General features: G+C 72.6%; 24 protein-coding genes. 13 read left to right on the top strand and 11 right to left on the bottom strand.

Features of this window, described 5'->3' with window-relative positions:
* Positions 1–90 precede the first annotated feature (90 nt).
* Positions 91–2,553: a S9 family peptidase gene (locus OEIGOIKO_RS43265; protein ID WP_246177777.1), complete on the top strand. Its 2,463-nt coding sequence runs from the start codon at positions 91–93 to the stop codon at positions 2,551–2,553.
* 121 nt (positions 2,554–2,674) lie between these two features.
* Complete coding sequence (locus OEIGOIKO_RS36545; protein ID WP_125057629.1) at positions 2,675–3,223, top strand: Rieske (2Fe-2S) protein; 549 nt, start codon at positions 2,675–2,677, stop codon at positions 3,221–3,223.
* 223 nt (positions 3,224–3,446) lie between these two features.
* Here the strand turns inward: OEIGOIKO_RS36545 and OEIGOIKO_RS36540 are convergent, their stop codons facing one another.
* On the bottom strand, positions 3,447–4,115 hold the full coding sequence (locus OEIGOIKO_RS36540; protein ID WP_125057628.1) for a cysteine hydrolase family protein: 669 nt from the start codon (positions 4,113–4,115) through the stop codon (positions 3,447–3,449).
* Positions 4,116–4,380: 265 nt separating this feature from the next.
* On the opposite strand from OEIGOIKO_RS36540, the gene OEIGOIKO_RS36535 reads away from it, so the two are divergent.
* The 4 genes from OEIGOIKO_RS36535 to OEIGOIKO_RS36520 all read left to right on the top strand — a co-directional run bounded on the left by OEIGOIKO_RS36535 (position 4,381) and on the right by OEIGOIKO_RS36520 (position 8,779).
* Positions 4,381–4,845 carry a pyridoxamine 5'-phosphate oxidase family protein gene (locus tag OEIGOIKO_RS36535; RefSeq protein ID WP_125057627.1) on the top strand — a complete coding sequence of 155 codons (465 nt, stop codon included), beginning with the start codon at positions 4,381–4,383 and terminating at the stop codon, positions 4,843–4,845.
* Between the two features lie 182 nt (positions 4,846–5,027).
* Complete coding sequence (locus tag OEIGOIKO_RS36530) at positions 5,028–6,482, top strand: acyl-CoA synthetase (protein ID WP_125057626.1); 1,455 nt, start codon at positions 5,028–5,030, stop codon at positions 6,480–6,482.
* Positions 6,483–6,597: 115 nt separating this feature from the next.
* Positions 6,598–8,349 (top strand): carboxyl transferase domain-containing protein, encoded by a 1,752-nt coding sequence (locus OEIGOIKO_RS36525; protein WP_281288445.1) that lies wholly within the window; start codon positions 6,598–6,600, stop codon positions 8,347–8,349.
* Between the two features lie 31 nt (positions 8,350–8,380).
* Complete coding sequence (locus tag OEIGOIKO_RS36520) at positions 8,381–8,779, top strand: GNAT family N-acetyltransferase (RefSeq protein WP_246177775.1); 399 nt, start codon at positions 8,381–8,383, stop codon at positions 8,777–8,779.
* Positions 8,780–8,973: 194 nt separating this feature from the next.
* Here the strand turns inward: OEIGOIKO_RS36520 and OEIGOIKO_RS36515 are convergent, their stop codons facing one another.
* Positions 8,974–9,882: a LysR family transcriptional regulator gene (locus OEIGOIKO_RS36515; protein ID WP_125057624.1), complete on the bottom strand. Its 909-nt coding sequence runs from the start codon at positions 9,880–9,882 to the stop codon at positions 8,974–8,976.
* A 74-nt stretch (positions 9,883–9,956) separates the two neighbouring features.
* Here OEIGOIKO_RS36515 and OEIGOIKO_RS36510 point away from each other — a divergent pair, with 74 nt between their 5' ends.
* On the top strand, positions 9,957–10,979 hold the full coding sequence (locus tag OEIGOIKO_RS36510; RefSeq protein WP_125057623.1) for a DMT family transporter: 1,023 nt from the start codon (positions 9,957–9,959) through the stop codon (positions 10,977–10,979).
* Positions 10,980–11,012: 33 nt separating this feature from the next.
* On the opposite strand, the gene OEIGOIKO_RS36505 is transcribed toward OEIGOIKO_RS36510, so the two are convergent.
* From OEIGOIKO_RS36505 to OEIGOIKO_RS36495, 3 genes are all read right to left on the bottom strand, one after another.
* On the bottom strand, positions 11,013–12,134 hold the full coding sequence (locus tag OEIGOIKO_RS36505) for an IS630 family transposase (protein ID WP_125051381.1): 1,122 nt from the start codon (positions 12,132–12,134) through the stop codon (positions 11,013–11,015).
* A 79-nt stretch (positions 12,135–12,213) separates the two neighbouring features.
* Entirely contained in the window at positions 12,214–12,777 is a 564-nt protein-coding gene (locus OEIGOIKO_RS36500) for a GNAT family N-acetyltransferase (RefSeq protein WP_125057622.1), read from the bottom strand.
* A gap of 287 nt (positions 12,778–13,064) precedes the next feature.
* On the bottom strand, positions 13,065–14,396 hold the full coding sequence (locus OEIGOIKO_RS36495) for an aminotransferase class I/II-fold pyridoxal phosphate-dependent enzyme (protein WP_125057621.1): 1,332 nt from the start codon (positions 14,394–14,396) through the stop codon (positions 13,065–13,067).
* Between the two features lie 35 nt (positions 14,397–14,431).
* Here OEIGOIKO_RS36495 and OEIGOIKO_RS36490 point away from each other — a divergent pair, with 35 nt between their 5' ends.
* Positions 14,432–15,106 (top strand): pyridoxamine 5'-phosphate oxidase family protein, encoded by a 675-nt coding sequence (locus OEIGOIKO_RS36490; RefSeq protein ID WP_125057620.1) that lies wholly within the window; start codon positions 14,432–14,434, stop codon positions 15,104–15,106.
* Between the two features lie 11 nt (positions 15,107–15,117).
* Positions 15,118–15,759, top strand: a complete 642-nt coding sequence (locus OEIGOIKO_RS36485; RefSeq protein ID WP_125057619.1) for an FMN-binding negative transcriptional regulator — start codon at positions 15,118–15,120, stop codon at positions 15,757–15,759.
* Between the two features lie 552 nt (positions 15,760–16,311).
* Here the strand turns inward: OEIGOIKO_RS36485 and OEIGOIKO_RS36480 are convergent.
* The 4 genes from OEIGOIKO_RS36480 to OEIGOIKO_RS36465 form a co-directional block, all read right to left on the bottom strand.
* Entirely contained in the window at positions 16,312–17,319 is a 1,008-nt protein-coding gene (locus OEIGOIKO_RS36480) for an EamA family transporter (protein ID WP_125059433.1), read from the bottom strand.
* A gap of 286 nt (positions 17,320–17,605) precedes the next feature.
* A complete protein-coding gene (locus tag OEIGOIKO_RS36475; protein ID WP_125057618.1) occupies positions 17,606–18,136 on the bottom strand; it encodes a Clp protease N-terminal domain-containing protein in 531 nt (176 codons plus the stop codon).
* Between the two features lie 284 nt (positions 18,137–18,420).
* Positions 18,421–19,020, bottom strand: coding sequence for a PadR family transcriptional regulator (locus OEIGOIKO_RS36470; protein ID WP_125057617.1), 600 nt, complete (start codon positions 19,018–19,020; stop codon positions 18,421–18,423).
* A gap of 657 nt (positions 19,021–19,677) precedes the next feature.
* On the bottom strand, positions 19,678–20,025 hold the full coding sequence (locus OEIGOIKO_RS36465; RefSeq protein ID WP_125057616.1) for a MerR family transcriptional regulator: 348 nt from the start codon (positions 20,023–20,025) through the stop codon (positions 19,678–19,680).
* A gap of 176 nt (positions 20,026–20,201) precedes the next feature.
* On the opposite strand from OEIGOIKO_RS36465, the gene OEIGOIKO_RS36460 reads away from it, so the two are divergent.
* Together OEIGOIKO_RS36460 and OEIGOIKO_RS36455 are read left to right on the top strand one after the other, a co-directional pair.
* Complete coding sequence (locus OEIGOIKO_RS36460; protein ID WP_125057615.1) at positions 20,202–21,005, top strand: aminotransferase class IV family protein; 804 nt, start codon at positions 20,202–20,204, stop codon at positions 21,003–21,005.
* Between the two features lie 215 nt (positions 21,006–21,220).
* Entirely contained in the window at positions 21,221–22,045 is an 825-nt protein-coding gene (locus tag OEIGOIKO_RS36455; RefSeq protein WP_125057614.1) for a PhzF family phenazine biosynthesis protein, read from the top strand.
* A gap of 141 nt (positions 22,046–22,186) precedes the next feature.
* On the opposite strand, the gene OEIGOIKO_RS36450 is transcribed toward OEIGOIKO_RS36455, so the two are convergent.
* Positions 22,187–22,990 (bottom strand): CPBP family intramembrane glutamic endopeptidase, encoded by an 804-nt coding sequence (locus OEIGOIKO_RS36450; RefSeq protein ID WP_125059430.1) that lies wholly within the window; start codon positions 22,988–22,990, stop codon positions 22,187–22,189.
* A gap of 371 nt (positions 22,991–23,361) precedes the next feature.
* Positions 23,362–24,891 (bottom strand): glutamate-cysteine ligase family protein, encoded by a 1,530-nt coding sequence (locus OEIGOIKO_RS36445; RefSeq protein ID WP_125057613.1) that lies wholly within the window; start codon positions 24,889–24,891, stop codon positions 23,362–23,364.
* Between the two features lie 621 nt (positions 24,892–25,512).
* Between OEIGOIKO_RS36445 and OEIGOIKO_RS36440 the strand changes: the two genes are divergently transcribed.
* Together OEIGOIKO_RS36440 and OEIGOIKO_RS36435 are read left to right on the top strand one after the other, a co-directional pair.
* On the top strand, positions 25,513–26,100 hold the full coding sequence (locus OEIGOIKO_RS36440; RefSeq protein WP_031005225.1) for a hypothetical protein: 588 nt from the start codon (positions 25,513–25,515) through the stop codon (positions 26,098–26,100).
* A gap of 364 nt (positions 26,101–26,464) precedes the next feature.
* A complete protein-coding gene (locus OEIGOIKO_RS36435) occupies positions 26,465–26,671 on the top strand; it encodes a DUF5999 family protein (protein WP_030019934.1) in 207 nt (68 codons plus the stop codon).
* The last annotated feature ends 125 nt before the right edge of the window (positions 26,672–26,796 follow it).

Genomic DNA, 26,796 nt, shown 5'->3' with positions numbered 1-26,796 from the left:
GCCCCGTGGTTCCCCCGTCCACGGGGCTTCGTCGCGTCCACACGTCGTAAGGCGGTGGAAGCCGGAACCGCGCGGTGCCAGAGTCCCGTCATGACTCCTGCCGACGGCCCCTTCCGTTCACCCGGCACCGCCCCCGAAACTGCCGACGTCCCCGCAGCCTCCGTCGACCGCAACTCCGCCGCCTTTCCCGAGCAATACGCCCGTACCCGGCGCTTCTCCCTCGGCGTGCCGCGTCAGTTCGGCGTCTCTCCGGACGGCCGCCGGGTGCTCTTCGTCCGTACGGGCGGGAGCAGCGACCCCGTAGGCCGGCTGTGGGTGTACGAGGGTGGCGTGGAGCGGGTGTTGATCGATCCAGTGGCGTTGGGAGCCGACCCGGCCGCAGAGACCGCCAAGATCACAGAGGCCGCAGAGTCCACTCAGGCCGGGGAGGGGCGGCTGCCCGAGGCCGAGCGGGTGCGGCGGGAGCGGGCGCGGGAGTTTTCCACCGGTGTCGTCGCGTATGCGGCCGACGCGGCGGCGCGCGTGGTGGCCTGCGCGCTCTCCGGCGCTCTGTGGGTGGTCCGCACGGACGGGGGCGCCCCCGTTCACGTACCGGCCGCCGGGCCGGCCGTCGGTCCCCGGCCCTCTCCGGACGGACGGCTGGTCGCGTATGTGACCGGTGGGTCGCTGCACGTCGTCGCGCTGGAGGACGGGAAGGACCGGCAACTGGCGGCCCCCGAAGGGCCGGACGTCACCTACGGCCTGCCCGAGTACGTGGCCGCCGAGTCGATGGGCCGCTCGCGCGGCTACTGGTGGGCCCCGGACAGCCGTCACCTCCTGGTGGCCAGGGTGGACACGTCCGGCGTGGAACGGCGCTACATCAGCGATCCGGCACACCCCGAGCGGCCGCCGCGCGCGGTCGCCTACCCCGCGGCGGGGACGGCCAACGCGGAGGTGTCGCTGCACATCCTGCCGGTGGCCGCCTCTAGGGCGGTGGCGCCTTCCGGGGCGGTGGCTGCTTCGAGGGCGGTGGCTCCTACCGGGACGGTGGCCGCTTCCAGGGCGGTGGCTCCTACCGGGACGGTGGCCGCTTCCAGGGCGGTGGCCGCTTCCGGGACGGTGGCCGCTTCCAGGGCGGTGGCGCCTTCCGGATCGGCGGCCGACGCCGGGGAGCGCCGCGTCGACGTGGCGTGGGACCGGGCCGCGTACACCTACCTCGTCAGCGCCGGCTGGGACAACCACGGGCCGCTCATCGGCGTACAGACCCGCGACCAGCGGACGCTGCGCACCCTGGCGGTCGATCCCGGCACCGGCGCGACCCGGACGCTGCACGAACGCACCGACCCGGCCTGGACCGAGATCGTGCCCGGGACCCCGGCCCGTACGGCGTCCGGGGCCCTGGTCCTGCCCGAGGACACGCCCGGCACCCGCCACCTGAATGTGGGCGGCACCACCGTGACACCGCCCGGACTACAGGTACGGGAGGTCGTCGCCGTGGAAGGCGAGCGGGTGTGGTTCACCGGCGGCGAGGAGCCGACGGCGGTGCACGCGTGGCGGTGGGCCCCGGCGGACGGCCTGACCCGGCTGAGCGACGGGCCGGGACTCTTCACGGCCGCCGCCGGGGGCGGCACGGTGGTCATCAGCGGGCTGACACCGGAGGGGCCGGTTGCCGAGGTGCGCTCCGCCGGGCCGGACCGGCCGGTGACTCGCGTACGCGGTTCCGGACCGGACACAGCCGACGGACCCGCCGGAACCGTCAGGACGATCGGGACCATCGCCTCGCTCGGCGAGGATCCGGTCGTCACCCCACGCCCGGAACACCTCCTCCTGGGACGGCGGGAATTGCGCGCCGCGCTGTATCTGCCCTCCTGGTACGAGCCCGGTACGGGCACGCTGCCGGTGCTCCTCTCCCCGTACGGAGGCCCGGGCATCCAGCTCGCCGTACGGGCCCGCACCTGGTTCGCCTGTGTGGCGCAGTGGTTCGCCGAGGAGGGCTTCGCCGTACTGGTCGCGGACGGCCGCGGAACCCCCGGCCGGGGCCCGGCCTGGGAAAAGGCCGTCCACGGCGATCAGCTCACGCCCGCCCTGGAGGACCAGACCGACGCCCTGCACGCTGCCGCCGCGCGCTTCGCGGACCTGGATCTGTCACGGGTGGCGATCCGTGGCTGGTCGTTCGGCGGCTTCCTGGCCGCCGCTGCCGTCCTGCACCGTCCCGACGTCTTCCACGCGGCGGTCGCCGGCGCCGCGCCCACGGACCAGCGGCTGTACGACACCCACTGGAAGGAACGCTTCCTCGGCCACCCTCGGGAGACGCCGGACCACTACACCCGTTCCTCCCTGGTGGGCCACGGACATCTGCTGCGCCGTCCGCTGCTGCTCGTCCAGGGGCTGGCGGACGACAACGTGGCCCCCGCCCACACCTTGCGCTTCTCCGCCGAACTGCTGGCCGCCGGCCGGCCGCACAGCGTGCTGCCGCTGCCCGGAGCGGGACACGCCCCCACCGACCCGGCGGTCAACGCGAACCTGCTGCGCTTCGAACGTGATTTCCTGCGCTCGGCACTCGACAAGAACTGAACACGCGCGCCCGCCCGCCCGTATGGAACTTCCACAACGCCCAGGGGACGCACACGCCACGTGACACGCACCGCTCACGGCACCCGGCGGCCCCTGGGCCACCGACAGTTGGAGGCACCCCATGACGCAGCAAGCATCGGCAGGGCGGCGGACGAACACACGGACGGGCGCGCGGACGACACGCCGTACGGTCGTCACGGCGGCCGGCGCGGCGGGACTGGCCGCCGCGCTCGCGGCGTGCGGGAACGGCTCGGACGGGTACGGCGACAGCGCCTCGTCCGCGCCGCCCGACGCGTCGGGGAGCACCGGGGGCGACGGGTCGAAGAACGGCGACACGGAGCCCGGCGGCAAGGACCCGGGGAGCGCGGGCGCCGGTGCGGCCGGGGGCGTGCTGGCCCGGACCGCGGACATCCCCGAGGGCGGCGGCAAGGTCTTCAAGGACCGCAAGGTCGTGGTGACCCAGCCCGCCAAGGGCGAGTTCAAGGCGTTCTCGGCGGTCTGCCGGCATCAGGGTTGCCTGGTGAACGAGGTGGCGGACGGCACCATCAACTGTCCCTGCCACGGCAGCAGCTACGCCATCGCCGACGGCAGCGTACGCAACGGGCCCGCCACTCAGGGGCTCGTCGCGGCGAAGGTGAGCGTGGAGGGGGACTCGATCAAGCTGGGGTGACCGGGCCCGTAGCCGGGGCCGAGGGGCCCCGGGCGGGCCTGGTGGCGGGCCCGGTGGCAGCCCGGTGGCGGGCCTGGTCGCGGGCCCGGTGGCAGGCTGACGGCCGGGCCGGTGACGGGCTGGTGGAAGGCCCGGTAGTGGGCTGGTGGCGGGCTGATGGCGGGCTGGTGGAAGGCCCGGTAGTGGGCTGGTGGCGGGCCCGGTGGCCGTATCCGCCGGCCGGTCACTCGGCCGCGGTCCGGAAGCCGGGCGTCCGGCTCCGCGTCCCGCGCCAGCAGGCCAGCAGGTCACCGGTGGTGGTGACGGTGGCGACGAGAGCGAGGGTGTGCCGGACCATCGCCGCCGTGTAGTCGGCCGGCACGCCGGCGATGGCGTCGGCGGGCACCACCGCCGTGTACCCGAGGTTGACCGCGTCGAAGACGGCGTTCGGGATCGCCACGTTCGCCGACACCCCGACGATGACGAGGGTGCGGCACCCGAGATTGCGCAGCAGCGGGTCCACGTCCGTACCGGCGAGCGGCGACAGCCCGTGCAGCCTGCGGACGATCAGGTCGCCCTCGGAGACGGGCACCGGGTCGGCGACCCGTACCGCGGTCGTCCCGACGGTCTGCTGTACGGGCAGCCGCTCGGCGGCGGCGAACAGGCGCGCGTTGCGGTTGGCGCCCCGGCCGTCCGGGCGGCGCTCGGCGACGGCGTGCAGCACCTGCACCCCCGCGTCGTGCGCGGCCCCGACCAGCCGCGCCACCCGGGCGAGCGCCCCGGACGCGCGGACCGCCGCGGCCAGTTCCGGCAGCGCGCCGTCCGGCCCGACGACGCCGCGCTGGCACTCGACGGTGAGCAGGGCCGTCGTCGCCGGATCGGTCTGTGCCAGGAGGCGGGCGTCCGATGCCATCGTCTCGTCCCTTCCCGGGGTAGGTGATCGCGAAGTCGGTCGTCACACGTTGAAACCGCGTCGCCGTACCGAGCCGCAGCCGTGCCGCCGTACCGCCGTGCCGAGACACAGCCGTACCGCCGTACCAAGGCGTCGCGGTGCCGGCGCGGCGTCGCGCCGAGCCGCGCGAGCGTAGCCGCCATTGCGCCGGCACGGAAGAGACCGGATGATTCCTGGCACCTGTTCCTGACTTTCAGTCAGGCCGTACGGCGGAGGTGGACGACGGATGACCGGCACACAGCGGCGCGGGCGCCGCATCATGATGACGCCGCACGAACGGGACGCCTTCCTGACGGAGCAGCGCACCTGCCGGGTGGCCACCGTGGGCGCGGACGGTACGCCGCACATCGGCGCCCTCTGGTTCGCCTGGGACGGCACGGCCTTCTGGCTGTACTCGATCACCCGCAGCAAGCGCTGGGGCCAGCTGCGCAAGAACCCGCGGGTCGCGGTGGTCGTCGACGACGGGCACGACTACGGACAGCTGCGCGGGGTCGAGCTGACCGGCAGCGCGGACTTCGTCGGCGAGGTACCACGAACGGGTGACGCCTGCGCGGAACTGGACGTGCCCGAGCGGCTGTTCGCCACCAAGTACTTCGGTCTGGAACAGATGCCGCACGACGGCCGGCACGCCTGGCTGCGGCTGGTCCCGGAAGCCGTCGTGTCCTGGGACTTCCGCAAGATGCCGGGCTGAGCGGACCGCGCCGGACACCCGTCGCGACCCGGTGCGGGCACCCGGTGCGACGGGCCGGCCGCACTCCCGCGCGGCGGCGCCCGACCGCATTGTCGGTGGTCTCTGACACAGTGGTGGGGTCGGCCCGTTCCAGCAGGTCCGGGGCGGCACCGACGTGCGACGAACAGAACGAGGGAGACCTGGTGAACGTGCTCTTTCCGGCGCTGAGCGACGCGTCGCCGCAGCCCGCGCTGCGCTTCGGTGAGCGGGCGCTCAGTTACCGCCAGTTGGCCGCGGTGGCGGGCCGGCTGGCCGAGCGCCTCGACGGCGAGATCCGGGTGGCGGTCTGGGCCACGCCCACCCTGGAGACCGCGGTCGCCGTGGTGGCCGCGCTGCTCGCCGGGGTGCCCGCGGTGCCCGTCAACCCGAAGATCGGCGAGAGCGAGCTGGCGCACATCGTGTCGGACAGCGGGCCGACGCTCGTCCTGGCCGAGCCGGACGCCGAGCTGCCCGGCGCGCTGGCCGCCCTGCCCCGCCTCGACGTCGATCCCGCCACCGCCGACGAGGAGGTGCCGCCCCTCCCGTACGAGCCGGGTCCCGAGACCGCCGCCCTCATCGTCTACACCTCCGGCACGACGGGCCCGCCCAAGGGCGTTGTGCTCCCCCGCCGGGCGCTCGCGCACACACTGGACGCGCTGGCGGAGGTGTGGCAGTGGACCGCCGACGACGTCCTCGTGCACGGTCTGCCGCTGTTCCACGTGCACGGCCTCGTGCTGGGTGTCCTCGGGCCGCTGCGGCGCGGCGGCAGCGTGCACCACCTGGGCCGGTTCAGCACCGAGGGCGTCGTCCGGGAGCTGACCGCGGACGGTACGATGCTGTTCGGCGTACCGACGATGTACCACCGCCTGGCCGTCGAAGCGGGCGAGAATCCCGCGCTCGCCAAGGCCCTGGGCCGGGCCCGCCTCCTGGTGTCCGGCTCGGCCGCACTGCCGCGTACGGACCACGAGCGGCTCGCCGCGGCCGCCGGATGCCGCGTCATCGAGCGGTACGGCATGACCGAGACGCTGATGAACACGAGTGTGCGGGCGGACGGCGAGCCCGCGCCGGGCAGCGTCGGCGTGCCGCTGCCCGGTGTGTACGTCCGGCTCGTCGACGAGTCCGGCCAGGCCGTCGAGGCGAGCGACGGCGAGACGGTCGGCGAGATCCAAGTCCGCGGCCCCAACCTGTTCGTCGAGTACCTCAACCGCCCGGACGCCACCGCCGCGGCCTTCGACGGCGGCTGGTTCCGTACCGGCGACATGGCCACCCGCGACGCGGCGGGCAACTACCGCATCGTGGGCCGCAAGGCCACCGACCTCATCAAGAGCGGCGGCTACAAGATCGGCGCGGGTGAGATCGAGAACGCCCTGCTGGAGCACCCGGGCGTCGGCGAGGCCGCCGTGACGGGCGAGCCGGACGAGGACTTGGGCGAGCGGATCGTCGCCTGGATCGTGCCGGCGCCGGCGGCCGAGGGCGTCGCCGTACCGTCCGGCACCGAGCTGATCGACCACGTGGCCCGGCAGCTGGCACCCCACAAGCGCCCGCGCGTGGTCCATTTCCTCGAAGCCCTGCCCCGCAACGACATGGGCAAGGTGCTGAAACGGGACCTCCGTGCGTAGCGAGGGACCGGGGAGCGGGCCCGGTGAGGTGGGCGGCGCTGACGTCGGCAGCGGGGGCGCGGGCGGGCGGCCCGCCCCCGCCGGGCCGTCGCCGCGCTGGTCCGCGCGCGAGGCGATCGCCGTGGTGACGGACGACTTCTCGGAGTTTGCCGCGCCGGAGGCGGAGCGGGCAGAGTGGAGTGCGGCGTCGGCACCGGGGGCCGAGCCGGCGGCCATGGTGCCGTACGACAACGGGCCGCTCGGCTGGGACGGCTACGGCTCCGCGCGGCAGCGGGCACGGGAGCGGACCGGGGAGAGCGAGTCCGTAGTCTGCGGCACCGCCCGTGTCGCCGGGGTGGAGACCGTCCTGGTCTCCTTCGAGTTCGGCTTCCTCGGCGGCTCCCTCGGGGAGCGTACGGGTGATCGGCTGGTGTCCGCCTGGGACCGCGCCCGGGAGCTGCGCCTGCCGGTCGTGTCCCTGATCGCCACGGGCGGCAGCCGGATGCAGGAGGGCATGCGGGCCCTGACCCAGCTCCAGCGGGTGGCCGGCCGCTCCGCGCTGAACCGGGCCGCGCGGCTCCCCCAGATCGCCGTCCTCCGCGATCCGACGACCGGCGGCGGATGGGCGACGCTCGGCGCGGGTGCGGATGTCGTGCTCGCGCTGCCGGGCGCACAGGTCGGCTTCGCGGGCTCACGCGTACGGCCGGCGGACGCCGACCCGTACGCGTACAGCGCCGAGGGCCAGGTGGCGGCCGGACAGGCCGACGCCGTCGTCCCGCCGGACGAGGTGCGCACGGTGCTCGGCCGCTGGCTGCGACTGCTGTCGCCGGGAGGCGATGGGGCAGCGGCGGGGGTTGTGTCGCCGTACGGGGCAGCGGCGGCGGACGTGTCGCCGCGCGCGGCAACGGCGGCGGACGCGACAGCGGGTGCGACGACGGGCGCGACAGCGGGCCAGGACGTGGCCGCCGGAGCAGCCGCTGCCGGAGCGGTACCCGCCGCGACAGAGCCGGCCGGAGCGGCCCCCGGCGCGGCAGGCCCGGCCGGAGCAGCCCCCGCCGCGACAGACCCGACCGAAGCGGCCCTTGCCTCGACAGACCCTGCCGGAGTGGCCCCCGCCGCGACAAACCCGACCGAAGCAGCCCCCGCGTCGGCAAACCCGGCCGGAGCGGCCCCCGGCGCAGCGGACCCAGCCGGAGTCGTCCCCGGCGCAGCGCTCCCCGTCACAGCCGACGCCCCACCCCCGTACGCGCTCGGCACCGCCGAACTCCCGGCGTCCGGGTGGGAGGCCGTGCGTTCGGCCCGCGATGCGCGGCGTCCGCGCGCCGTGGCGTATCTGGAGGCGTACTTCGACTGGCGCGAGGAGATCAGCGGCGACCGCTGCGGCGGCACCGACTCGGGCATACGCTGCGGATTCGGCCGGCACGACGGGCGCACGGTCGCGTTCGCCGCCCAGTGCGGCACGGCCGTGCGCCCCGCGGGCTTCCGTACGGCCGCCCGGCTGATCCGGCTGGCGGACCGGCTCGGCATACCGGTGCTCACCCTCATCGACACGCCGGGCGCGGCCAACGACGCGGCCGCGGAACGCGCCGGCGCGGGCGCCGCCATCGCTGACGTCTTCGCCGCGCTGGCCTCGGTCCGTACGCCCGTCACCTCACTGCTGATCGGGGAGGGCGGTTCCGGCGGGGCACTGGCGCTGGCCGCACCGGGCCGGCTGTGGGCGACGCCGGACAGCTACTTCTCCGTCATCGCCCCGGAAGCCGCCGCCGCCATCCTCAAGCGCGACGCGGACGCGGTACGCGACACGGCCGACCAACTCCGGATACGTCCGCAGGACTTGCTGGAACTGGGGCTGATCCAGGGCATCGTCCCGCCTCCCGCATCCCAGTGACGCGACGCGGCCCTTGCCTCACCATGACCCCATGGCCCCCCACCTCACGAAAACCCTCCACATCCGCCCCGCCCGCCCGGACGATCTTGAGGCCGTCGCCGCACTCCGATGGCAGTGGGTGCAGGAGACCGACGAGGCGCCGCCCGTCACCCCGCGCGATGCGTTCGTGCGTCATTTCGTGGCGTGGTCGCAGGAGAACGCATCCTCGCACCACTGTCTGGTCATGGTCCGTGGCGACGTCGTCATCGGCATGGCGTGTCTGGCGGTCACCCGGCGTGTACCGAGCCCACGCGCGCTGGAGCGGGCATCGGGTGATGTGCAGTGCGTGTACGTCGTACCGCACGAGCGGGAAGGAGGCCTGGGCGGGCGGCTCATCGACGCAGTACTGGAACTGGCTCGCGAGCAGGGACTTGAACGCGTGAACGCGTGACAGTCCACTCCAGCGTCCAGGCGGTCCGTGCTTACGCGCGACACGGTTTCGGCACATCGCCCCTCCTGTTACAGGCCGACGCGCCACCGCCAACCGACCGGCCAGCAGCCGCCGCCCCACCCCTACTCCCGGAAGAAGACCTCCGGTAGCCGACGCGGCCCGACCACGAGGAAACTACGGGCCGCCCGAAGCCGTCAGCGCCCTTCGATCTCCTCGCCCGCCGCGCGCAACGCGGCGACCGCGGCACGGATGGACGGCCTCCGGTCGGCGTCGGCGCGCCAGATCGCGTAGACGTGCCGCCGCATCGTGTGGCGTACGGGCACCACGCGCACCCCCGCCGGCACCGGCCCGCGCCCCAGCCGGGGCGCCACCGCGACGCCCAGTCCGGCTCCGATCAGCGCCAGTTGGGTGTGGTGCTCCTCCACCATGTGCGCGATGCGCGGCTCGATCCCCTGGCTGCGCAGGGTGAACATCAGCCAGTCGTGACAGAACTCGCCTTGTGGCCAGGAGACCCACTCGTCGTCGGCCAGCTCTGCCAGTTCGACCGAGTCGCGGTGCGCCAGCGGATGATCGGCCGGCATCGCGACGTCGGCCGGGTCGTTCAGGATCGGCACCTTCGCCAGCCCTTCGGGGAGCGACAGCGGCCGATTGTGCCAGTCCAGCACGACACCCAGGTCGATGTCGCCGCGCACCACGCACCGCACCGAGGCCTCGGGCTCCATCTCCCGCAGCAGCGGGCGGAGTTGGGGGTGCTCGGCGCGGAGACCGGCCAGCGCGGCGGGGAACAGCCCGCGTGCCGCGGTAGGGAAGGCACCGAGCCGCAGTTCGCCGACGGCCTGACCGCGGTGGGCCTCCAGCTCCGCCTGGGCCAGCTCGACCTGCGAGAGAATCCGTACGGCATGGTCCGCCAGCAGCCGGCCGGCGTCGGTCAGCCGCACGCCGCGCCCGTTCTTGGCCAGGAGCTGCTGACCTGTCTCCCGCTCCAGCTTGGCGAGCTGCTGCGAGACGGCGGATGTCGTCACATGCAGCCCGTCCGCCGCCGCACTCACCGAACCGTGCCGGGCCACCGCGCTCAGCGTCCGCAACCGATCAAGGTTCAACATGTAAGCAATGCTAAGCGATACCCCCTACGAAAACTCGCTTGTGCTACGAAATTATGGAGCCGCATCGTAGTCGCATGAGCACCGCCGCCCCTTCCGAAACAACTGCAACTCCCTCGCCACCGTCACCCCCACCCCACTCTCGAACCACCCTCGGTACCGCCCCGGCTTGTCCCACGACTTCACCCCGAACCGCCGCGCACCGGGGCAGGACACGCCGCGCCCTCGACTGGCGCCTGCGGTTCGGCATCCTGTGCCTGGTCTGGGGCTTCAGCTTCCTCTTCATCAAGGTCGGCACACAGGGGTACGCGCCCCTGCACGTCACCTTCGGCCGCGTGGCGAGCGGTGCGGCGGTGCTCGTCGCCGTACTGGTCGCCAAGCGGGAGCGACTGCCCCGTTCCGCGCGGACCTGGGGTCATCTGACGGTCGCCGCGTTCTTCCTCAACACCCTCCCCTTCTCCCTCTTCGCCTACGCCGAGCTGACCATCCCCTCCACCCTGGCCGGCATCTGCAACGCCAGCTCCCCGCTGTGGGGCATGGCCCTCTCCCTGGTCGCCCTCTCCGAGGACCGGCCCACCCGCCGTCGCGTCGCGGGCCTGGGCCTCGGCTTCCTGGGCGTACTGACCGTGCTCGGCGCCTGGCAGGGTTTCTCCGGAACGGACCCGACGGGCACCGCGATGGCCCTGGGCGCATCACTGAGCTACCCCGTCGGCTGGATCTACGTCCGGCGCACCCTGGCCGGTGCCAAGGCCTCCAACGTCGCCCTCTCCGGCACCCAGATGCTCCTCGCCACCGCCCAGGTCGGCCTGGTGACCGCGCTCTTCACCTCCGCCCCGACCGCCTACCCTGTCGTCCCCCTCCTCGCCGTCGCCGCGCTCGGCGCCCTGGGCACCGGTTTCGCCTTCTTGTTGCAGTACGGGTTGGTGGCTGAGGTGGGCCCCACCACCGCCCAGATGGTCACCTACTTCGTCCCCGTGATCGCCACCACGGCCGGTGTGGCCCTGCTCGGCGAGCAGCTCAGCTGGAACACTCCCGTCGGCGCACTGATCATCCTGGCAGGCGCCGCACTGACCCAGAGCCGGCCCCGCCGTACCACCTAGTGCTGTGACCGGGAAGGTTTGCCGGGTTGGTGGTCAGGTCGCGGCAGGCGATGGTCTGCCGCCCCAGCGGACGCCTTTTTCGCTGCGGATGCGGGCGCGTTCGCGTCGTTGGGCGGCGAGGATGTCGGGGTGACGGGTGTGCTGGTTGCGCCAGCGCAGGTAGGCGTGCAGGGCTCTGGTCTGGACGGTGTGGTTTGGATGGTCGGAGTTGGCGAGGGTGAACTGCCGCAGGGGCCCGAAGTGGGCCTCGATGGGGTTGGCCCACGACGCATAGGTCGGGGTGAAGCACAGCTCGACGTTCTTGCGGGCTGCCCACCTGCGGATGCGCCAGTTCAGGTGGGCGGAGAGGTTGTCGAGGATCACGTAGACCGGGGCGCCGTCGGGGCGGGCCGCGCGGATCGACCGCAGGGCGGCCCAGGTGTGGTCGATGCCTTTGCGCTTGCGGTTGACGCCCCACAGTTTGTCGTCGCCGACCGAGTAGCAGCCGTGGAAGTAGGTGATGCCGTGGGTGCGGCGGAACGTGGCCGGCAGCCGCTCGGGCCTGCCGCGTCCGGCCCAGCAGGAGCCGGCAGTGGGGCGGATGCCCAGCGGCCCGAACTCGTCGAACGCGAACGTGCGGTCCGCGCGCTCATTGAGCGCGTACTCGATGTGTTCCAGCTTGGCGTCGAATGTCGGGTCCGGGGACTCCTTCCAGGTCTTGGTGCGCTGGAAGGAGATCCCCCGGCGGGCCAGCAGGCAGCGCAGTGTCTCCCGGCCGATCCGGACGGGCCTGGCGGCGTCGCGGCGCAGGTGATCGGCGAGTTTGCGGATCGACCAGCGGGTGAAGGGCTTGCCCAGCACAGTGGGGCGGGTGGCGGCCGTCCGGACGACGAAGTCCTCGTCGTCACCGCTCAGCAGGCGGGGACGGCCTCCCGTCCACTGAGGGTCCAGGCATGCGAGCCCGATCTCGTTGAAGCGGTGGATCACGTCACGGACGGTGTCCTCGTCCGCCTGGACCAGGTGCGCGATCACTGGGACCGTGCTGCCGCCGGCCGAGGCCAGGAGCATCATCGCCCGCCGAAATCGCACAGAGTTCGTGCTGCCCCGCCGAACGACGTGCTGGAGCTTCTGTCCTTCCTGCTCAGTCAGCCTGCGGACCTTGACCGGTAAAGCCATACCCGCCTCCCATGCCAGTCGGCGTCCTCACACCCGACTAGCACAACCGACAACCCGGCAAACCTTCCCGGTCACAGCACTAGCGAGGGTCTGACCCAATGGCCTGCTCGGTCATCTCGGCCGTCACCGCCCACCGTTCGTGGTCGCGCCACGCGCCGTCCACGTACTGAAAGCGCGGGGAGTGGCCCTCCAGCCGGAACCCCAGCCGCTCGACGAGCCGGACGGAGGAGACGTTGCCGGGCTGGATGTTGGCTTCCAGCCGGTGCAGCCCCAGCTCGGTGAAGGCGTACCGGACGACGAGGCGGAGCCCTTCGGTCATATAGCCGTGCCCGGTGGTGGACGCGTAGGCGACGTAGCCGAGGGCTCCGCTCTGGATGCCGCCCCGCACGATGTTGTTGATGTTGACGCCGCCGACGATCGCACCGCCCTCCCGGAGGCACACCACGAAACCCTCATGGGTGGGCTGGTCGAACTTGGCGACGTACGCGCGGAACGCCTCCTCCGTGGTGTCCCGCGCGGGGATCCACGGGTGGTGCAGTGCGGCGCTCTCGCGGGTGAGGGCCGCGATCTCCTCCCGGTCCTCAAAGGAGATCCGCCGGACAGCCACCCGCGGACCACGGACAAGAAAGCTCTGATCAGGCATCGTGCGATCGTAACCAGCACCGTTCCCCCTCCTTCAGCCAGTCGGTCGATCAGCCGGTCCGGCAGTCGACCGAACGGCAATTCACCAGTCGGCCAGTCCGGCAGTCGGCCGATCGGCGAATCAACCAGCCGGTCGGCCAGTCGGCCAGCCGGTCGGTCAGTCGGCCAGTCGGTCAGACAGTCTGTGAGCGCCTGCCAAAATGCGGTGCCCCGTCAGCCGGCCCTCACGGCCGCCCCGTGGCCGCAGCTCTGCCCCGCTCTCCCTCCTCCCCCGCTCCGGCGAACATCTCAGTCGTAACGGCGCGCCTCCTGCGGTTCGACGGCGGAAGCGACGACGTCCGCCAGTGTCGGCAGTTCCTCCTCCGCGAGGCCCGCGATGGTGATGCGTATGCCGGGCGGCGAGTCCATACGGAAGCGCGCTCCGGGCGCGACGGCCCAGCCCGCGTGCAACAGCCGGGCGACCGCGCCGGTTTCGTCGGGCACCGGAATCCATACGTTCATCCCGCTGCGCCCCCGTGCCCGGATGCCGCGGGCCGCCAAGGCGTCGATCAGCGAGTTCCGGCGTCTGCCGTAGGCGTCCGCGACGGTCTTCGGGTCGACCGCTCCCGTACGCCACAGGTGCACCACCGCGTCCTGCAGGAGGTGACTCACCCAGCCGGGTCCGAGCCGCTGGCGCCCGCGCACCCGGTCCACCGTCACGGCGTCCCCGGTCAGCACGGCGAGCCGCAGGTCGGGGCCGTACGCCTTGGCCGTGGAACGGACCAGCGCCCAGTGGTCCGTGGCGCCCGCGAGCGGATGCAGCGGGAGGTCGACGATGTCGTGGCCGTGATCGTCCTCCACCAGCAGCACGTCCCGATGGTCCGCCAAGACCTCGCGCAGCTCCCGGGACCGGGCGGCGCTGAGCACGGCACCCGTCGGGTTCTGCGCCCGGTCCGTGACGACCAGGGCGCGGGCGCCGTCGCGCACCGCCCGGCCGACCTGCTCGGGCAGCGGCCCTTCGTCGTCCACCGCGACCGGAGCGGCCCGCAGCCCGAGGCCGGGAATCAGGTCCAGCAAACTCCCCCAGCCCGGGTCTTCGACCGCGACCGTGTCACCGGGGCGCAGATGCACACCGAGCACCCGTTCTATCGCGTCCAGCGCCCCGGAGGTGACGGCGATCGAGCCGCTCGGCACCCCGTCGGCCTCGAAGGCGGCGCGGGCCATCCGCTCCAGCTCCGTGGTGACGGCAGGGGCCCCGTACAGCGTCGGGCGCTCCGCGCTGCGGGCGGCGGCCGCGGCCAGCGCCCGCCCGAGGGCGGGCAGCAGCGCGGGGTCGGGATTCCCCGCGGCCGCGTCGCGCACGCCGGGCGGCAGGGGCCCCAGCACCGCCTCGCGGACCGTACTGGCCGGCCGCGGACGCACCCGGCTGCCGCGGCGGCCCGCGGTCTCGATCACCCCCCGGTCCCGCAGCGTCCGGTACGCGGACGCCACCGTGTTGGGATTGACCTCCAGATAGACGGCCAACTCCCGCATCGGGGGCAGGACTTCGCCCGGTTGGAGCTCGCCCGCACCGACGGCTCGCTCGACGCTGGCGGCAATTTCCGATGCGCGCCGCCCTTCGATCCGATACTCTCCTAGCACAAAACAAATTATGCACTAGTGCAATGGAGTACGCAATGCCCCAGGCGCCCAAGGAACTGTCCTTCACCCGGACGGAGCGCACCGTACCGACCCGCGCCCGCGAGCGCGCCGCCTACGACCACGAGACCGTGCACGCCATCCTTGACGCCGGTTACCTGTGCCACCTCGGTTTCGTCCGCGACGGCGCCCCCGTCGTCCTGCCCACGCTCTACGGCCGCGTCGGCCACCGCCTCTACCTGCACGGCTCGACCGGTTCGCGCCCGCTGCGCATGGCCGGCGAGACGGCCGACCCCGGCCTGCCCGTGTGCGTCACCGTCACCCATGTCGACGGTCTGGTCCTGGCCAAGTCGGCCTTCCACCACTCGATCAACTACCGCAGCGTCGTCGTCCACGGCACCGCCCACCAGGTCACCGACCACGACGAGAAGACGGCCGCGCTCGACACGCTGGTCGACCAGGTCGTGCCGGGCCGGGCCGCCGACTCCCGGCCGGCGAACGCCAAGGAGCTGGCCGCCACCGCCGTCATCCGCCTCGACCTGGACGAGGTCTCCGCCAAGATCCGCACCGGCGGCCCGAACGACGAGCCCGCGGACCTCGCCCTCCCCCACTGGAGCGGCGTCCTGCCGGTCGCCCCCCGGTACGGGACTCCCGTCCCGGCCGACGACCTCGCGCCGGACATCGCGGAACCCGCCTACCTCTCGGCCCGCTGAAGGAGGAGCGCATGCTGATCCACCCCTGGGACGCGCCCACCGACGACACCGAGTGGCAGGACTGGCTGGCCGGCCACGACTTCGGCCAGCTCGCCGTCAACGGACCGCCCGGCTCCCCGCCCCTCGTCCAGCCCCTGCACTTCGCCTACGACCCGGCCCGCCGCGAAGCCGTCACCCACCTCGCCCGCCCCAACCCGATATGGCACGCACTGGAGACCGCCCCGGCCGTCCTGCTCAGTGTCGTGGACGACTACGTGTTCATACCGGGGCCGTGGCAGGCCGCCGAGGAGGAACCGCCCGAGCACGGCGTCCCCACCAGCTTCTACACCGCCGTCCAGCTCACCTGCACGGCCCACGTCGTGGACGACCCGCAGGAGAAGGCCGCGCTGCTGGCGCGGCAGGTCGGGCACTTCCAGCCCGAGGGCGGGTCGGCGCCGGTCACCGCGGACGGCCCGCCGTACGGACGCCAGCTCCCCGGCATCCGGGGGCTGCGGCTGGAAGTCACGGACGTACGGGCCAAGTTCAAGTACGCGGGCAAGCGGAGCGGGACCGTACAGCGGCGCATCTCGGAGCGCCTGGCCGAGCGGGCCGCACCCCGCGACGCCCAGGCCCGCACCCATCAGCTGCGACGGCTTGCGGCCGACCGCGGCTGACGGTCCTGCGGACCGGCGGACCGGCACAGCCGACGGCCCGTGTTCAACAGGCAGCCGGGCGCCCGATGGCGGAGGCCGGGTCGAAAGCCAGGGGCCAGGTCGCCCCTCCGCGAGCCGGGCCCCGCCCGGCCCGGCCTGAGCCGTTCAGCGCACCACCGCCGCCCCGCCCGCCCCGTACGGGCCGCCACCGCTCCCCGTGCCTCGGCCACGGCCAGTCCCGCCACGGCCATGAGCAGCACACACGTCGACGGCCGTGCCCGCCGTCAGTGCCTCGCCCAAGTGCCTCCGACGGTACGCCAGAAGGTGAGTGCCGGACGGCCGAGGCCACTGCTGCCGAAGAGGAGGGAGGCGGCCGCGCTACGCGGCGGGAAGGGCAGCACAGCCAAGCGCATGATCGGCACCTTAGGAGGCGCGCCGGCCGGCCGACGAGCCCCGGCCGTCTTCGTCTAGTCCGGAAGTGCCGCCCTCGGGTGCGTCAGCCGTGTCGGTCACGCGATGCGTCGCCGCCCGATGCGGACGTGTCAGATGTGGTCCCGCACGATGCGGACCCGCTCATCGGGACTCCCCCGCCCGTACAGGCGACGCGTCTCCCCCGCCCCCACCCTCGTCACTCTCGTCCGTCCGACCCGCCCGACCCGCCTGCCCCACCTTCGGAGTCGTCTTCAGAGCCGTCTTCGGGATCGCCTCTGAGGTCGCCCTCGGAGTCGCCGCCTGCGCGACGAACGCCCCGGCCAGGACCACCAGTCCCCCCACGACCTGCGGCACGGTGAGGTGCTCGCCGAGCAGCACCCACGCCAGTACGGTCGCGATCACCGCCTCCAGACACGCCACCACCCCCGCCACCTGCGGCGACAGCCGACGCACCGACAGGACACCGGTGACGTACGCCAGCACGGTGGCGACCAGCACGATCCACACGAGCAGCACTACGGCGGGCACCCGGGTCCCGTCCAGGTAGGCGCTGCCGCCGAGCACCGGCCAGTCCGTCTCCCAAGGGCGCGCGACCACGGTCAGCACGGCCGCGCCGATCAGCAGCCCGTATGCGATCACACCCAGCGGGTCCGCCGCGTCCGCACCGTCGCTCCCGTGGTCGGAGAGCACGAAGTATCCGACCTGGCAGCAGGCGGCGCCGAGAGCCAGCGCGAGTCCGACCGGATCGAGACGGAGGCCGGACCACACCTCCACCACACACGCCAGCCCGCCGACGGCCAGGACGACGCCGACCGCCGCGGCCCGCGTGACCGGCTTGCGCTGGACGAACCGCACCCAGCCGAGCACCAGCGCGGGCGCGAGGTATTCGATGAGCAGCGCGACCCCTACGGGGATGCGCGAGAGCGCCGCGAAGTAGCACGCCTGGACGCCGGCGACGGCGAGCAGACCGAAGCCCGCGAGAAGGGCGGGGCGGCGCAGCGGCAGTCGCCGGTGGCGCCAGGCGACGGGCAGCATGACGAGCGCGGCGCCCGCGACCCGCAGCCAGGTGACGTGCAGGGGTTCGAGGCCGGCTGTGATCAGGGGTTTGGCGGCCACACCCGAACCGCCGAAGGCGAACGCGGAGATCAGCGCCAGGGTGAGCCCGACCTTCCGGCTCCCGCCGGTCGGACCGCCGCTCGCCCGCCGTTCCGCCTCCCAGGACTTTCTCGGGCAACCCGGAGCCCACGGAGTCTGCGAGCTCTGCGAGGCTCGCGAGACCTTCAAGCCCCGCGAAGCCCCCGGCTCCCCTGGCTTCCCCGTCTGCCCCGGCTCGCCCAGATTCCCACCGGCCCCCGGGTCCGCTGCACTCCCCGTAGACGCGCGCATCGGCACATCATGACAGGAGCCGTCAGCAGCGTCACCCCCGTTGCGCCTGTCATTCCTGGCCGGAGCGGTCCCCGTCCAGCCGGGCCGCCAGCTGTTCCGTGTCGACCGCGGCCCGACGCAGCACCTCGACCGCGCGCGACTCGGGATCGTCCACGAGGGCCGCGAGCAGGTCGAGGCAGGCGGCATGGGTCGCGTACCGGGCGTGCGCGCGGTCGAGTGCGCCGTCCAGGGCGGCGGCCGCGGCAGGCGACCAGCCCGGTACGACCCCTTCGGTCACCATCGGGACCGCGCCGGAATCCTCGACGGTGCCGTGCCACTGGAGGCCGTACCCGATGCTGCGCTGGACGAGATAGCCGAGCAGCCGGGCGATCTGCGCCCCGCCGTCGAACACCGCCCGCACCGACGGGTCCGACTCCAGAAGTCCGTGCAGCAGGTGGGCCGTGTCCACCTGCCGGTCACCGTCCCGCGTGGCACGCCTGCGGGCGGCGGAGACCACCGACGCGAGCTCCACGGTGAGCCGCGTTTCGAGGTCCTCGCGTGGCGAGCCCCCTCCACTGTTGTACGCAGTACGGTTTTGCACAGTCCCCACCCCACCAGCAGCTGACGTCCGGAACATCCCCGGCGGGAAGCATTTGCGCATCCGCCCGTGGTTGGGCACGCCTTTCCGGAATCTCATCCTTGCGAAGGAGAGACGACGCACCGCCCCCGACACCGAGTAGGACACACACCACCACCCCAAACCTCCGGAACGGGCACCGGTCCGCCCGGACGCAAAAGGGCCGTGACCCGGTGCCCCGGTCACGGCCCTGCGGAACTCACCCGTCATCGTCGCGCCTCAGCCCCCCGCGTGCGACGGCGAGCGGCTCACTCGTCCTCGGCGAGGATCAGGTACAGCTCCTTGCGGGCCTTGTTGACCACCGAGATGGCCTTCTCCCGCTGCTCCGGCGTACCGGTGGCCCACACCTGCCGGAACGCCTCGACCAGGCCGCCACCCGCCTTGCGGATCTCGTTCATGGCCTCCCAGTCGACGCCGCGGCCGGCTTCCTCCCAGGGCGCGTCGGCGACGTTCTCCGCCTCCGTACGTCCGGCCTCGGTCAGCGAGAAGAGCTTCTTGCCGCCCTCGCTCGCACTGCTGATCAGCCCCTCGTCCTCCAGGAGCTGGAGGGTGGGGTACACCGAGCCGGGGCTCGGCTTCCAGGCCCCGCCGCTGCGCTCGGCGATCTCCTGGATCATCTCGTAACCGTGCATCGGCCGGTCCTTCAGCAGGGCCAGGATCGAGGCGCGTACGTCGCCCCGCCGCGCCCGGCCACGCGGCCCGCCGCGGCCCCGGCCGCCGAACGACGGCCCGCCGAAAGGCGGCCCGAACGGCCCGAACGCGGCTCGCCGCTCCTCGAACCGCCCTTCATACTCGCCGCGGCCACCGCGTCGGCCGTGTCCGTGGTGCTCGTGTCCATGGGAACGCATCAGGCGCTCCTTCCTTCTCGTGGCGGTATCTTTGATCAATCGCGACATCACTTTGATCGTTCGCGATGCTTCAACGATATATCGGGACTGTTCGGATGGCAATGCCCGAGGTCGGCGTGTCTTTGTCCGTCGCCTACGGCAGCGAGTGCCAGGGAGGGGCGAGAAGGCGGACGTCGAGTGGCGCGTCCGGTGCCCGAGACCGGCCACGGCCGGGAGCAGACCCCGACGGCCGGCCGCAGGCCGCCATCAGTCCTCTCGCGACGCTCGGGACGCTCGCGCCCTGCTGTCCTTGCGCAGGAGCCGGTGAGTCATGAGGAACAGGAGAGGGAAGTAGACCGTGCCGATGCCCGTCCACGTCAGGGTCCAGGCGCTCGGCTGCTCCTCAGTCAGAGTCAACGCGAACGAAACCGCTTCGAGCAGGAAGAAGGCGACGAAGGCCCGACGCGCCCAGCGGAGACGCCCGACCATCCGATCGGGAAGGGGATGTCGCGTACGCCACTGCATCCGCACCCCCATCCGTACGATGCCCCGGATTGCCGCAGTTGCCGCAGTTGCCGCAGTTGCCGCAGCACCAGTGACCGGCCCCGAACGACCCCGGCCCCGGCCCCGCCCCCCGTCGAGCCCTGAAGGGCGCCGCCCCGCCGGCGCCCCCACGGGTCAGGACTTCGCCTCCAAGTACCCCACGAGGGCGCTACGGCTGCGCTGGAGGTCGCCGATGCGTTCGTCGGTGTCAGCAAGTACCCGGTTCAGGACGGTTCGAACGTCCACGCACATCTCGAACTCCGGCTGCTCGCCCCGGGCACACGGCAGCACGGCGCGGATCACCTCGGTGGTCAGCCCCGCGTCCAGGAGGGCGCGGACCTGGCGCACGGTGACCACCGTGTCCTCGTCGTAGCAGCGGTACCCGTTCGTGCCGCGCTCGGCGTTCAGCAGGCCCTGCGCCTCGTAATACCGCAGCAGCCGCGTACTGACTCCGGTCCGCCGGGACAACTCCCCGATCAGCATGTGCCCCGCCCCACTGCCCCGCCCCATTCGCGATTGACCTTCTCACTGATGTGAGGCCTTAACGTCCCCCACAGGGCCGGCATTCCGCGCCCGCTGTCCATGATCCGGACGGCGGGCCGCTGCCGCCAGCCCCTGTTCCTGTACGAGCGCTTCCCCGTACGAGCTGGAGTGATGTCATGACCTCTTTCATTGTCCAACGTGACGGCCGGGCGGCGACGGCCGGGGACCTGGCGCCGCTCGCCTTCGCGGGCTACGCCCACTTCACCGCCATGCAGGTGCGCGGGGGCCGGGTCCGGGGGCTCGACCTCCACCTGGAGCGGCTGCGGACCGCCTCGGAGAAGATGTTCGGCCGGGCGGTGGCCGAGGACCGGATACGGGGCTACCTGAGGACAGCGCTGGAGGCGGGACCGGCCGACCTGTCGCTGACGGCCACCGTGTACTCGCCGGCGGGCGAATTCACCGTGGCGGGGGCCGAGGTGGAGCCCGAGGTTCTGGTCCGTACGGGCCCGGCCGCGTCCGGGCCGCAGGGGCCGCTGACGCTGGCGACGGTCGAGCACGAAAGGACCCTTCCGGCCGTGAAGCACGTGGGCGAGGTGGGCAAGACGTACTTCCTCCGGGAGGCCGTGAGGCAGGGTTTCGACGACGCCGCCTTCGTCGACCGCCGCGGCCGGCTCAGCGAGGCGTCCATCTGGAACCTCGCCTTCTGGGACGGCACTTCGGTGGTGTGGCCCGAGGCCGAGATGCTGGGCGGCACCACGATGGGCATCGTCCGGCGGCAGCTGGACGGACTCGGTGTCCCCCAGCGCGTCCAGGAGGTCACGCTCGCCGACCTGCCCGCGCTGGCCGGCGGAGTGGTCATGAACTCATGGACGCCTGGCGTGGCCGTACACCGGATCGGTCCGGCTCCCTTGCCGGACGCACCCGGCTTCCTGGCGCTGCTGCACCGCGTGTACGAGGCTGAACCGCTCGTCGCGCCCTGAGCCCAAGAGGGGGCGGGCGACAGCGATTCGGCTGACGGGGACTGGCGGCTCCTTCCGACTGGCGGCTCCTTCCGACTGGCACCTATCGCCTCCTCCTGCGAGATGTCCACTTCTTTCGCCATGGCCCCGACGTGACCCACGACGGCCCGAAAAAGAGTCCACTCTCATCCGATTGGCCTTGGTCGTGCGCGAGGTGGACTCCTAAGCTCCAGGCCATGAGGATTCGTATCGTTGACGCCTTCACCGACCGCCCCTTCGGCGGCAACCCCGCCGGTGTCGTCCTGTTCGACGCCGACGGCTTCCCCGACGACGCCTGGCTCCAGCGGGTGGCCGCCGAGGTCAATCTCTCGGAGACCGCCTTCGCCCACCCGCTGCCCGCGGGCGGTGACGCCGACTGGGCGCTGCGCTGGCTCACCCCGGCCGCCGAGGTGAACATGTGCGGTCATGCCACCCTGGCCACCGCGCACGTCCTGCACACCACCGGGACCGCCACCGGCACGGTCCGCTTCAAGACCCGCAGCGGCGTACTGATCACGACGGCCGACGACAGCGGCACGGTCACCATGGACTTCCCGACGGCCCCGTTGACGGCGGTCGAGGTACCGCCGGCCGTCGCCGCGTCACTGGGCGTGGAGATCCTCGGTGCGTACGACACCGGCGAGAACCTCGGCGACCTCCTCGTCGAACTGGCCGACGAGAAGGCCGTACGGGCCCTGGAGCCGGACCTGCGGACCCTCGCCTCGCCCGGCGGCCGCGGGGTGATCGCCACCGCGGCGGCCGACGCCTCCGACAGCGGTTACGACTTCGTCAGCCGCTGCTTCTTCCCGGCCGTGGGCATCGACGAGGACCCGGTGACGGGCAGCGCGCACACCGCGCTGGCGCCGTTCTGGTCGGCCAGGCTGGGCCGCGCCGAACTCACCGGCCTCCAGGGCCCCGCCCGCCGCACCGGTCTCGTACGGACCGCACTGCGCGACGACCGTACGCTGCTCACCGGCTCGGCCGTCACCGTCATCGACGGCGAACTGCTCACCGCGCCCTGAGCCGGGTCACGGGCGGGCTCGCCCGGCCGCGGCACTCGGGCGAACCATGCCGTGGGCCCGGGTGGACCCTGCCGTGGGCCCGGGTGGACCCTGCCGTGGACCCGGGTGGACCCTGCCGTGGACCCGGGGCGGGCCCGCCCGTCACACCGTGGGCAGCCACCCCACCTTCCCCGCCAGCAGCGCGTATCCGAGGAACGCCACGATGTCGATCAGCGCGTGCGCGGCGACCAGCGGGCCGACCCGCCCCCAGCGCCGGTACAGCAGGACGAAGATCACGCCCATCACCATGTTCCCGACGAACCCGCCGATGCCCTGGTAGAGGTGGTACGAGCCACGCAGCACCGCACTCGCCGCCAGCGCGGCCACCGGGGTCCACCGCAGCTGCCCCAGCCGCCGCAGCAGGTAGCCGACGACGATGACCTCCTCGACGACGGCGTTCTGCACCGCCGAGGCGATCAGCACCGGGAACTTCCACCACACGTCGGGCAGCCCCTCCGGCACCACCGTCAGGTTGAAGCCGGCCGCCCGCGCGCCGAGGTAGAGCAGCAGACCGCTGCCGCCGATGACCGCCGCCACGCCGGCGCCGCGGCTCATGTCGAACCCGGGCCGGCGTCCGTCGAAACCCACCGCCCGGAGGCCGCCGACCCGCTCCCGGATCAGCAGATGCGCCACCAGCGCGACGGGGACGAGCGCGGTGGCGATACCGAACAGCTGCCAGGCGAGGTCGAGCCAGGGGCGCCCCGGCGCGTGCGAGGAGTTCAGCATCGCGGCCTGGTCCTTGAGACCGCCGGGCCTGGTCAGCGCCCCGATGAAGCTGATGAGCGCGGAGACGCCGCTGGCGCCGAGCGAGAGCGCCAGGACCAGCACCGTCTCGCCGCGCAGGATCCGTAGCGAGAGCCCACCGTCCGGCCGCCCTTCCGGGCCACCGCCCAGGCCACCGTCCAGGCCGCCGTCCACGCCGCCGTCCCGCCCCTCGCCCGGGTCCCGCCGCTTCCGGCCAGGGGATTCCGCACCGGTCACGGGACTCGCGTCCGACTGCACAGCTGCCTCCAGTTCCGTACCGCGTAAGACGTCACGACGAAAACGTCACGACCAGGACGTCTTAGCTTGCCCGACGCCGCCCCCGCCGGGCCGCCCGGCCCGCCTGAAGCACGCCGACGGTGGCTCCGCGCGTCCGCGGAACGCGTACGGCGCCGGGCCCGCCGGAACCCACCCGGCCGTCGCAGACCGCGGCACCGTCCCGGACCAGCCCGACGCCATGACGACCGTCGCTGGTTACCGCCTCGACGACGTCGAGACCGAAGACCCCTGTCCCTTCAGCCCTGCCCCCTCACCCCCGCCACCGGCGCGGCGGTCCACTCGACGGGCCAGGCGTGGACCGGCTCCCCCGAGTGCATCAGCTCGCTGTAGCGCTGGGTCATCGCCGCCAGCGCCGCGCCGCGGTCCAGGCCGCGTCCGAGCGCGTGGTGGTACGCCGCGACCTGCCAGGACGCTCCGTTGACGCGGCGGCGGCAGCGCGCTTCGATCACGCCGAGGTAGTGGTCGCGGTCGACCGGTTCGACGCCCCAGGCGTTCAGGCCGGCCGCGGCCATGGGCAGCAGTTCCTGGCGTACCAGGCGTACGGCGGAGACTTCGCCGAGGCCGCCGGAGCGGCCGCGGGGCCACTTCAGTACGGCGTCGATGCCGCGGCGGCACGCGGTGTCGAAGTTCTCGGCGGCCGCGGCGAACGGCATACGGGTCCACACCGGCCGCGGCTCCTCGGCCAGCGTCCGCACCAGCCCGTAGTAGAAGGCCGTGTTGGCGATGACGTCGGTGACGGTGGGGCCCGCGGGCAGGACCCGGTTCTCGACCCTGAGGTGCGGGACGCCGTCCGCCACGCCGTACACCGGGCGGTTCCAGCGGTAGACGGTGCCGTTGTGCAGCACCAGTTCCGCCAGGCTCGGGATGCCGCCGTCGTCCAGGACGGCGAGGGGGTCCTCGTCCGCGTGGATGGGCAGCAGGGGCGGGAAGAACCGCAGGTTCTCCTCGAACAGGTCGTACGGGGCGTCGATCCAGCGTTCCCCGAACCAGGTGCGCGGACGTACGCCCTGGGCCCGCAGCTCGGGCGGCCGGACGTCGGTGGCCTGCTGGAAGACCGGCGGGCGCGATTCGCGCCACAGTTCGCGGCCGAAGACGAACGGCGAGTTGGCGCCGACCGCGATCTGGACGGCGGCGATGGCCTGGGCCGCGTTCCAGACGGCGGGGAAGCGGTTCGGGGTGACCTGGAGGTGCAGTTGCACCGAGGTGCACGCGGCCTCGGGCGCGATGGAGGCCGAGGAGGAGACCAGCCGCTCGACGCCCTCCAGGTCGATCTGGAAGTCCTCGCCGCGCGCGGCCCGCATCTGGTCGTTGAGCAGGACGTAACGGTCGATCTCCGAGAGGTTGGAGGCGACCAGGTCCTCGGCGGCCAGGGTCGGCAGAATGCCGATCATCACGATGCGGGCGGCCACTTCGGCGGCCTTGCGGTCGGCATAGGCCAGCCCGGTGCGCAGTTCCTCGGCGAGCTGGTCGAGGACGCGTCCGGAGAGCCGATGCGGAAGAATATTTACTTCAAGGTTGCACTGGGCCAGTTCGGTCTGGAAATCGCGGCTCGCGATGCGCTCCAGAACCTGCGAGTTCATCATGCGCGGCATACCGTCGGGACCGGCGAGATTCAATTCGATCTCCAGCCCCATCAGGTTCTTGGGGCGGTCGAACCGCTTCTCGTTCAGCAGCCTCTGCAATCCCGTCAGACACTCGTGCAGCTTTCTTCGATAGCGTTGCCGGTCGGTGAGACCGGTGCCGCCCGCCGCAACCTTCTCCCCCATCGGAGCGTCCCTCCTCGTGTCGACGGGCCCGGGCCGGCAGGCCGTCCGGGGCCTTCCGGCAGCGCCCGGTCCGCCGGGCTCCCCGGTGGGCCCGGCGATCGCGCTACGGTCGATGATGCCCGGCAATCCGATCGACAACGCCTCGGACGTGCGCCGGAACCGGTAGGCTCCGGGAGACGGAGGAGCTGGCACATTCCGAGGGCATACCGACGGGACCGGAGGCCGGCTCATGGTGTCGCAGGAAAAGCCGTCGAGATCCGCTAAATGACCGTCCGGATCCGGCCTACCGTGTTCACGGCGGAATACCAGGCCGCGGCGCCGGGCACCGCACAAAGGCACCGAAAATACCGTTCGGAGGGGTCTGGATTCCGCCTTGTCGGCAATCCGCGGAACGGCTAGCCGAAACACCTGGTGAACACACGTCGTATAAACTTCGCTGACGAGGCAGAGAGTTGGCGCCCAGCGTTGCGGTGTTCCACCGGGGCTGCGGCACAGCGGCTGACCCCCGCCGGGCCGGCATCCCCGGTCGGCCATGTACTGGCGCTCTGACCCCGCACGCTGACGACGTCGTCCGCACCATGCCCAGCACCACCGTGTCTCCCAAGTGAGAGGCGACCCACCATGCCGCTGCATGTCCCCCCTGCCCCCGCGCCTGCCCTCCGCAGCGTCCTCGCCGCCCTCGGTTCCCCCACCGCCGTGCGCGAGGCCCGCACCCCCGCCCTCCGTGCCCACCAGGGCCCACTGAGTGCCGAACTCCCCTTGCCCGTATACGTGTTGGACGATGTCAGCCACCCCGCCGGGCCGCCCCGTACCCGGCTCACCGGCTGGCGGTTCCTGATCCGCAGCGGCGAGCGGTCGGTGGCGACCGCGGAAGCCATGCTCACGGCCGACGGCTGGACCTTCTCGCATTTCTGCGAGGGTCCCTACGTCACGTCGACCGAACGGGCACTGCGTCAGGCGGAGTCCGTACCGACCCCGTACCAGCCACGGCTGCTGTCCGTGCCGGAGCTGTACATGCTCACTTTGTGGCTGCACCACGACGTCTCGGCGGACGGCTCCGAGGGGGTGCCCGCCCCGGGTGACGTCCTCGTCCCGCTGGCGCCGGCCCCGCCGGGCATCGCCGCCCACCGGCCGCACCGGGTGGCGGATCTGCTGCCCCGGCTGACCCTGCGCCTCGCACCGGTGCCCCTGCTGGGGTCGCCGGCCTGAGACCCGGCAGGGGGTCCTCCACGGCGACCGGCCGACGCCGTACGACGCAACCGCGCACCGGAGCACACCGCCCCACAGGAACGCGCCCCGCGCCCTTCCCGGACGCGGGGCGCTCCACTGCGCTCACCCGCGCGGAGTACGCGGCCGCCCGGCTCCCAACGCCCCGTACCGGGGACGCACTTGAAATGAACCGACCGCACGGGTGATGCGTCATTATCTAGTGAGTGCCGCTGCAGCCAAATCCCTGCGGAATCCGGCCCGTGGGGCAACACTGGTATCGACCTACTGAAACGGGGGAGCGGCCATGAGCATCTCGTCGAGCCGCAGGACGAATCAGACCACATCGCAGCGAAAGACATCATCCATGTGCCAGCACCAACCACCGTGCCCGACCGCAGACTCCGCCGACCGGGAGGCCGCCCATCTCGTGGCGCACCACCCGGAGCAGGGCTGGAGCCTGCTGTGCAACGGTGTCCTCCTGTTCGAGGACACCGGTGAACTGCTGCCGGACGGCCAGGTCATCGCGCCGCACCGGGTTCTGGGCACGCCGCACGTGGCCACCGCCGCCTGATCACCTCAGCGCACGCAACCACGCGGAACCGCACAGCACGGCACGGCACCGACCGACCGCCGGCTGACAAGAGAGCACAACGGACAACAGGGCCCCCGGCGTCGACGCCGAGGGCCCTTCACATG

Origin of the sequence: Streptomyces paromomycinus (genome assembly GCF_003865155.1) — a bacterium.
GTDB lineage: Bacteria > Actinomycetota > Actinomycetes > Streptomycetales > Streptomycetaceae > Streptomyces > Streptomyces chrestomyceticus.
This window is presented reverse-complemented; position numbering and strand designations above follow the sequence as displayed.

Bases quoted from the DNA above. Each gene is read 5' to 3' on its own strand.
- OEIGOIKO_RS36545 (WP_125057629.1), top strand. From the start codon at position 2,675: ATGACGCAGCAAGCATCGGCAGGGCGGCGGACGAACACACGGACGGGC.
- OEIGOIKO_RS36515 (WP_125057624.1), bottom strand. From the start codon at position 9,882: ATGTTGAACCTTGATCGGTTGCGGACGCTGAGCGCGGTGGCCCGGCAC.
- OEIGOIKO_RS36505 (WP_125051381.1), bottom strand. From the start codon at position 12,134: ATGGCTTTACCGGTCAAGGTCCGCAGGCTGACTGAGCAGGAAGGACAG.
- OEIGOIKO_RS36520 (WP_246177775.1), top strand. From the start codon at position 8,381: ATGGCCCCCCACCTCACGAAAACCCTCCACATCCGCCCCGCCCGCCCG.
- OEIGOIKO_RS36435 (WP_030019934.1), top strand. From the start codon at position 26,465: ATGTGCCAGCACCAACCACCGTGCCCGACCGCAGACTCCGCCGACCGG.
- OEIGOIKO_RS36500 (WP_125057622.1), bottom strand. From the start codon at position 12,777: ATGCCTGATCAGAGCTTTCTTGTCCGTGGTCCGCGGGTGGCTGTCCGG.
- OEIGOIKO_RS36440 (WP_031005225.1), top strand. From the start codon at position 25,513: ATGCCGCTGCATGTCCCCCCTGCCCCCGCGCCTGCCCTCCGCAGCGTC.
- OEIGOIKO_RS43265 (WP_246177777.1), top strand. From the start codon at position 91: ATGACTCCTGCCGACGGCCCCTTCCGTTCACCCGGCACCGCCCCCGAA.
- OEIGOIKO_RS36540 (WP_125057628.1), bottom strand. From the start codon at position 4,115: ATGGCATCGGACGCCCGCCTCCTGGCACAGACCGATCCGGCGACGACG.
- OEIGOIKO_RS36490 (WP_125057620.1), top strand. From the start codon at position 14,432: ATGCCCCAGGCGCCCAAGGAACTGTCCTTCACCCGGACGGAGCGCACC.
- OEIGOIKO_RS36455 (WP_125057614.1), top strand. From the start codon at position 21,221: ATGAGGATTCGTATCGTTGACGCCTTCACCGACCGCCCCTTCGGCGGC.
- OEIGOIKO_RS36470 (WP_125057617.1), bottom strand. From the start codon at position 19,020: ATGCGTTCCCATGGACACGAGCACCACGGACACGGCCGACGCGGTGGC.
- OEIGOIKO_RS36460 (WP_125057615.1), top strand. From the start codon at position 20,202: ATGACCTCTTTCATTGTCCAACGTGACGGCCGGGCGGCGACGGCCGGG.
- OEIGOIKO_RS36465 (WP_125057616.1), bottom strand. From the start codon at position 20,025: ATGCTGATCGGGGAGTTGTCCCGGCGGACCGGAGTCAGTACGCGGCTG.
- OEIGOIKO_RS36445 (WP_125057613.1), bottom strand. From the start codon at position 24,891: ATGGGGGAGAAGGTTGCGGCGGGCGGCACCGGTCTCACCGACCGGCAA.
- OEIGOIKO_RS36535 (WP_125057627.1), top strand. From the start codon at position 4,381: ATGACCGGCACACAGCGGCGCGGGCGCCGCATCATGATGACGCCGCAC.
- OEIGOIKO_RS36485 (WP_125057619.1), top strand. From the start codon at position 15,118: ATGCTGATCCACCCCTGGGACGCGCCCACCGACGACACCGAGTGGCAG.
- OEIGOIKO_RS36510 (WP_125057623.1), top strand. From the start codon at position 9,957: ATGAGCACCGCCGCCCCTTCCGAAACAACTGCAACTCCCTCGCCACCG.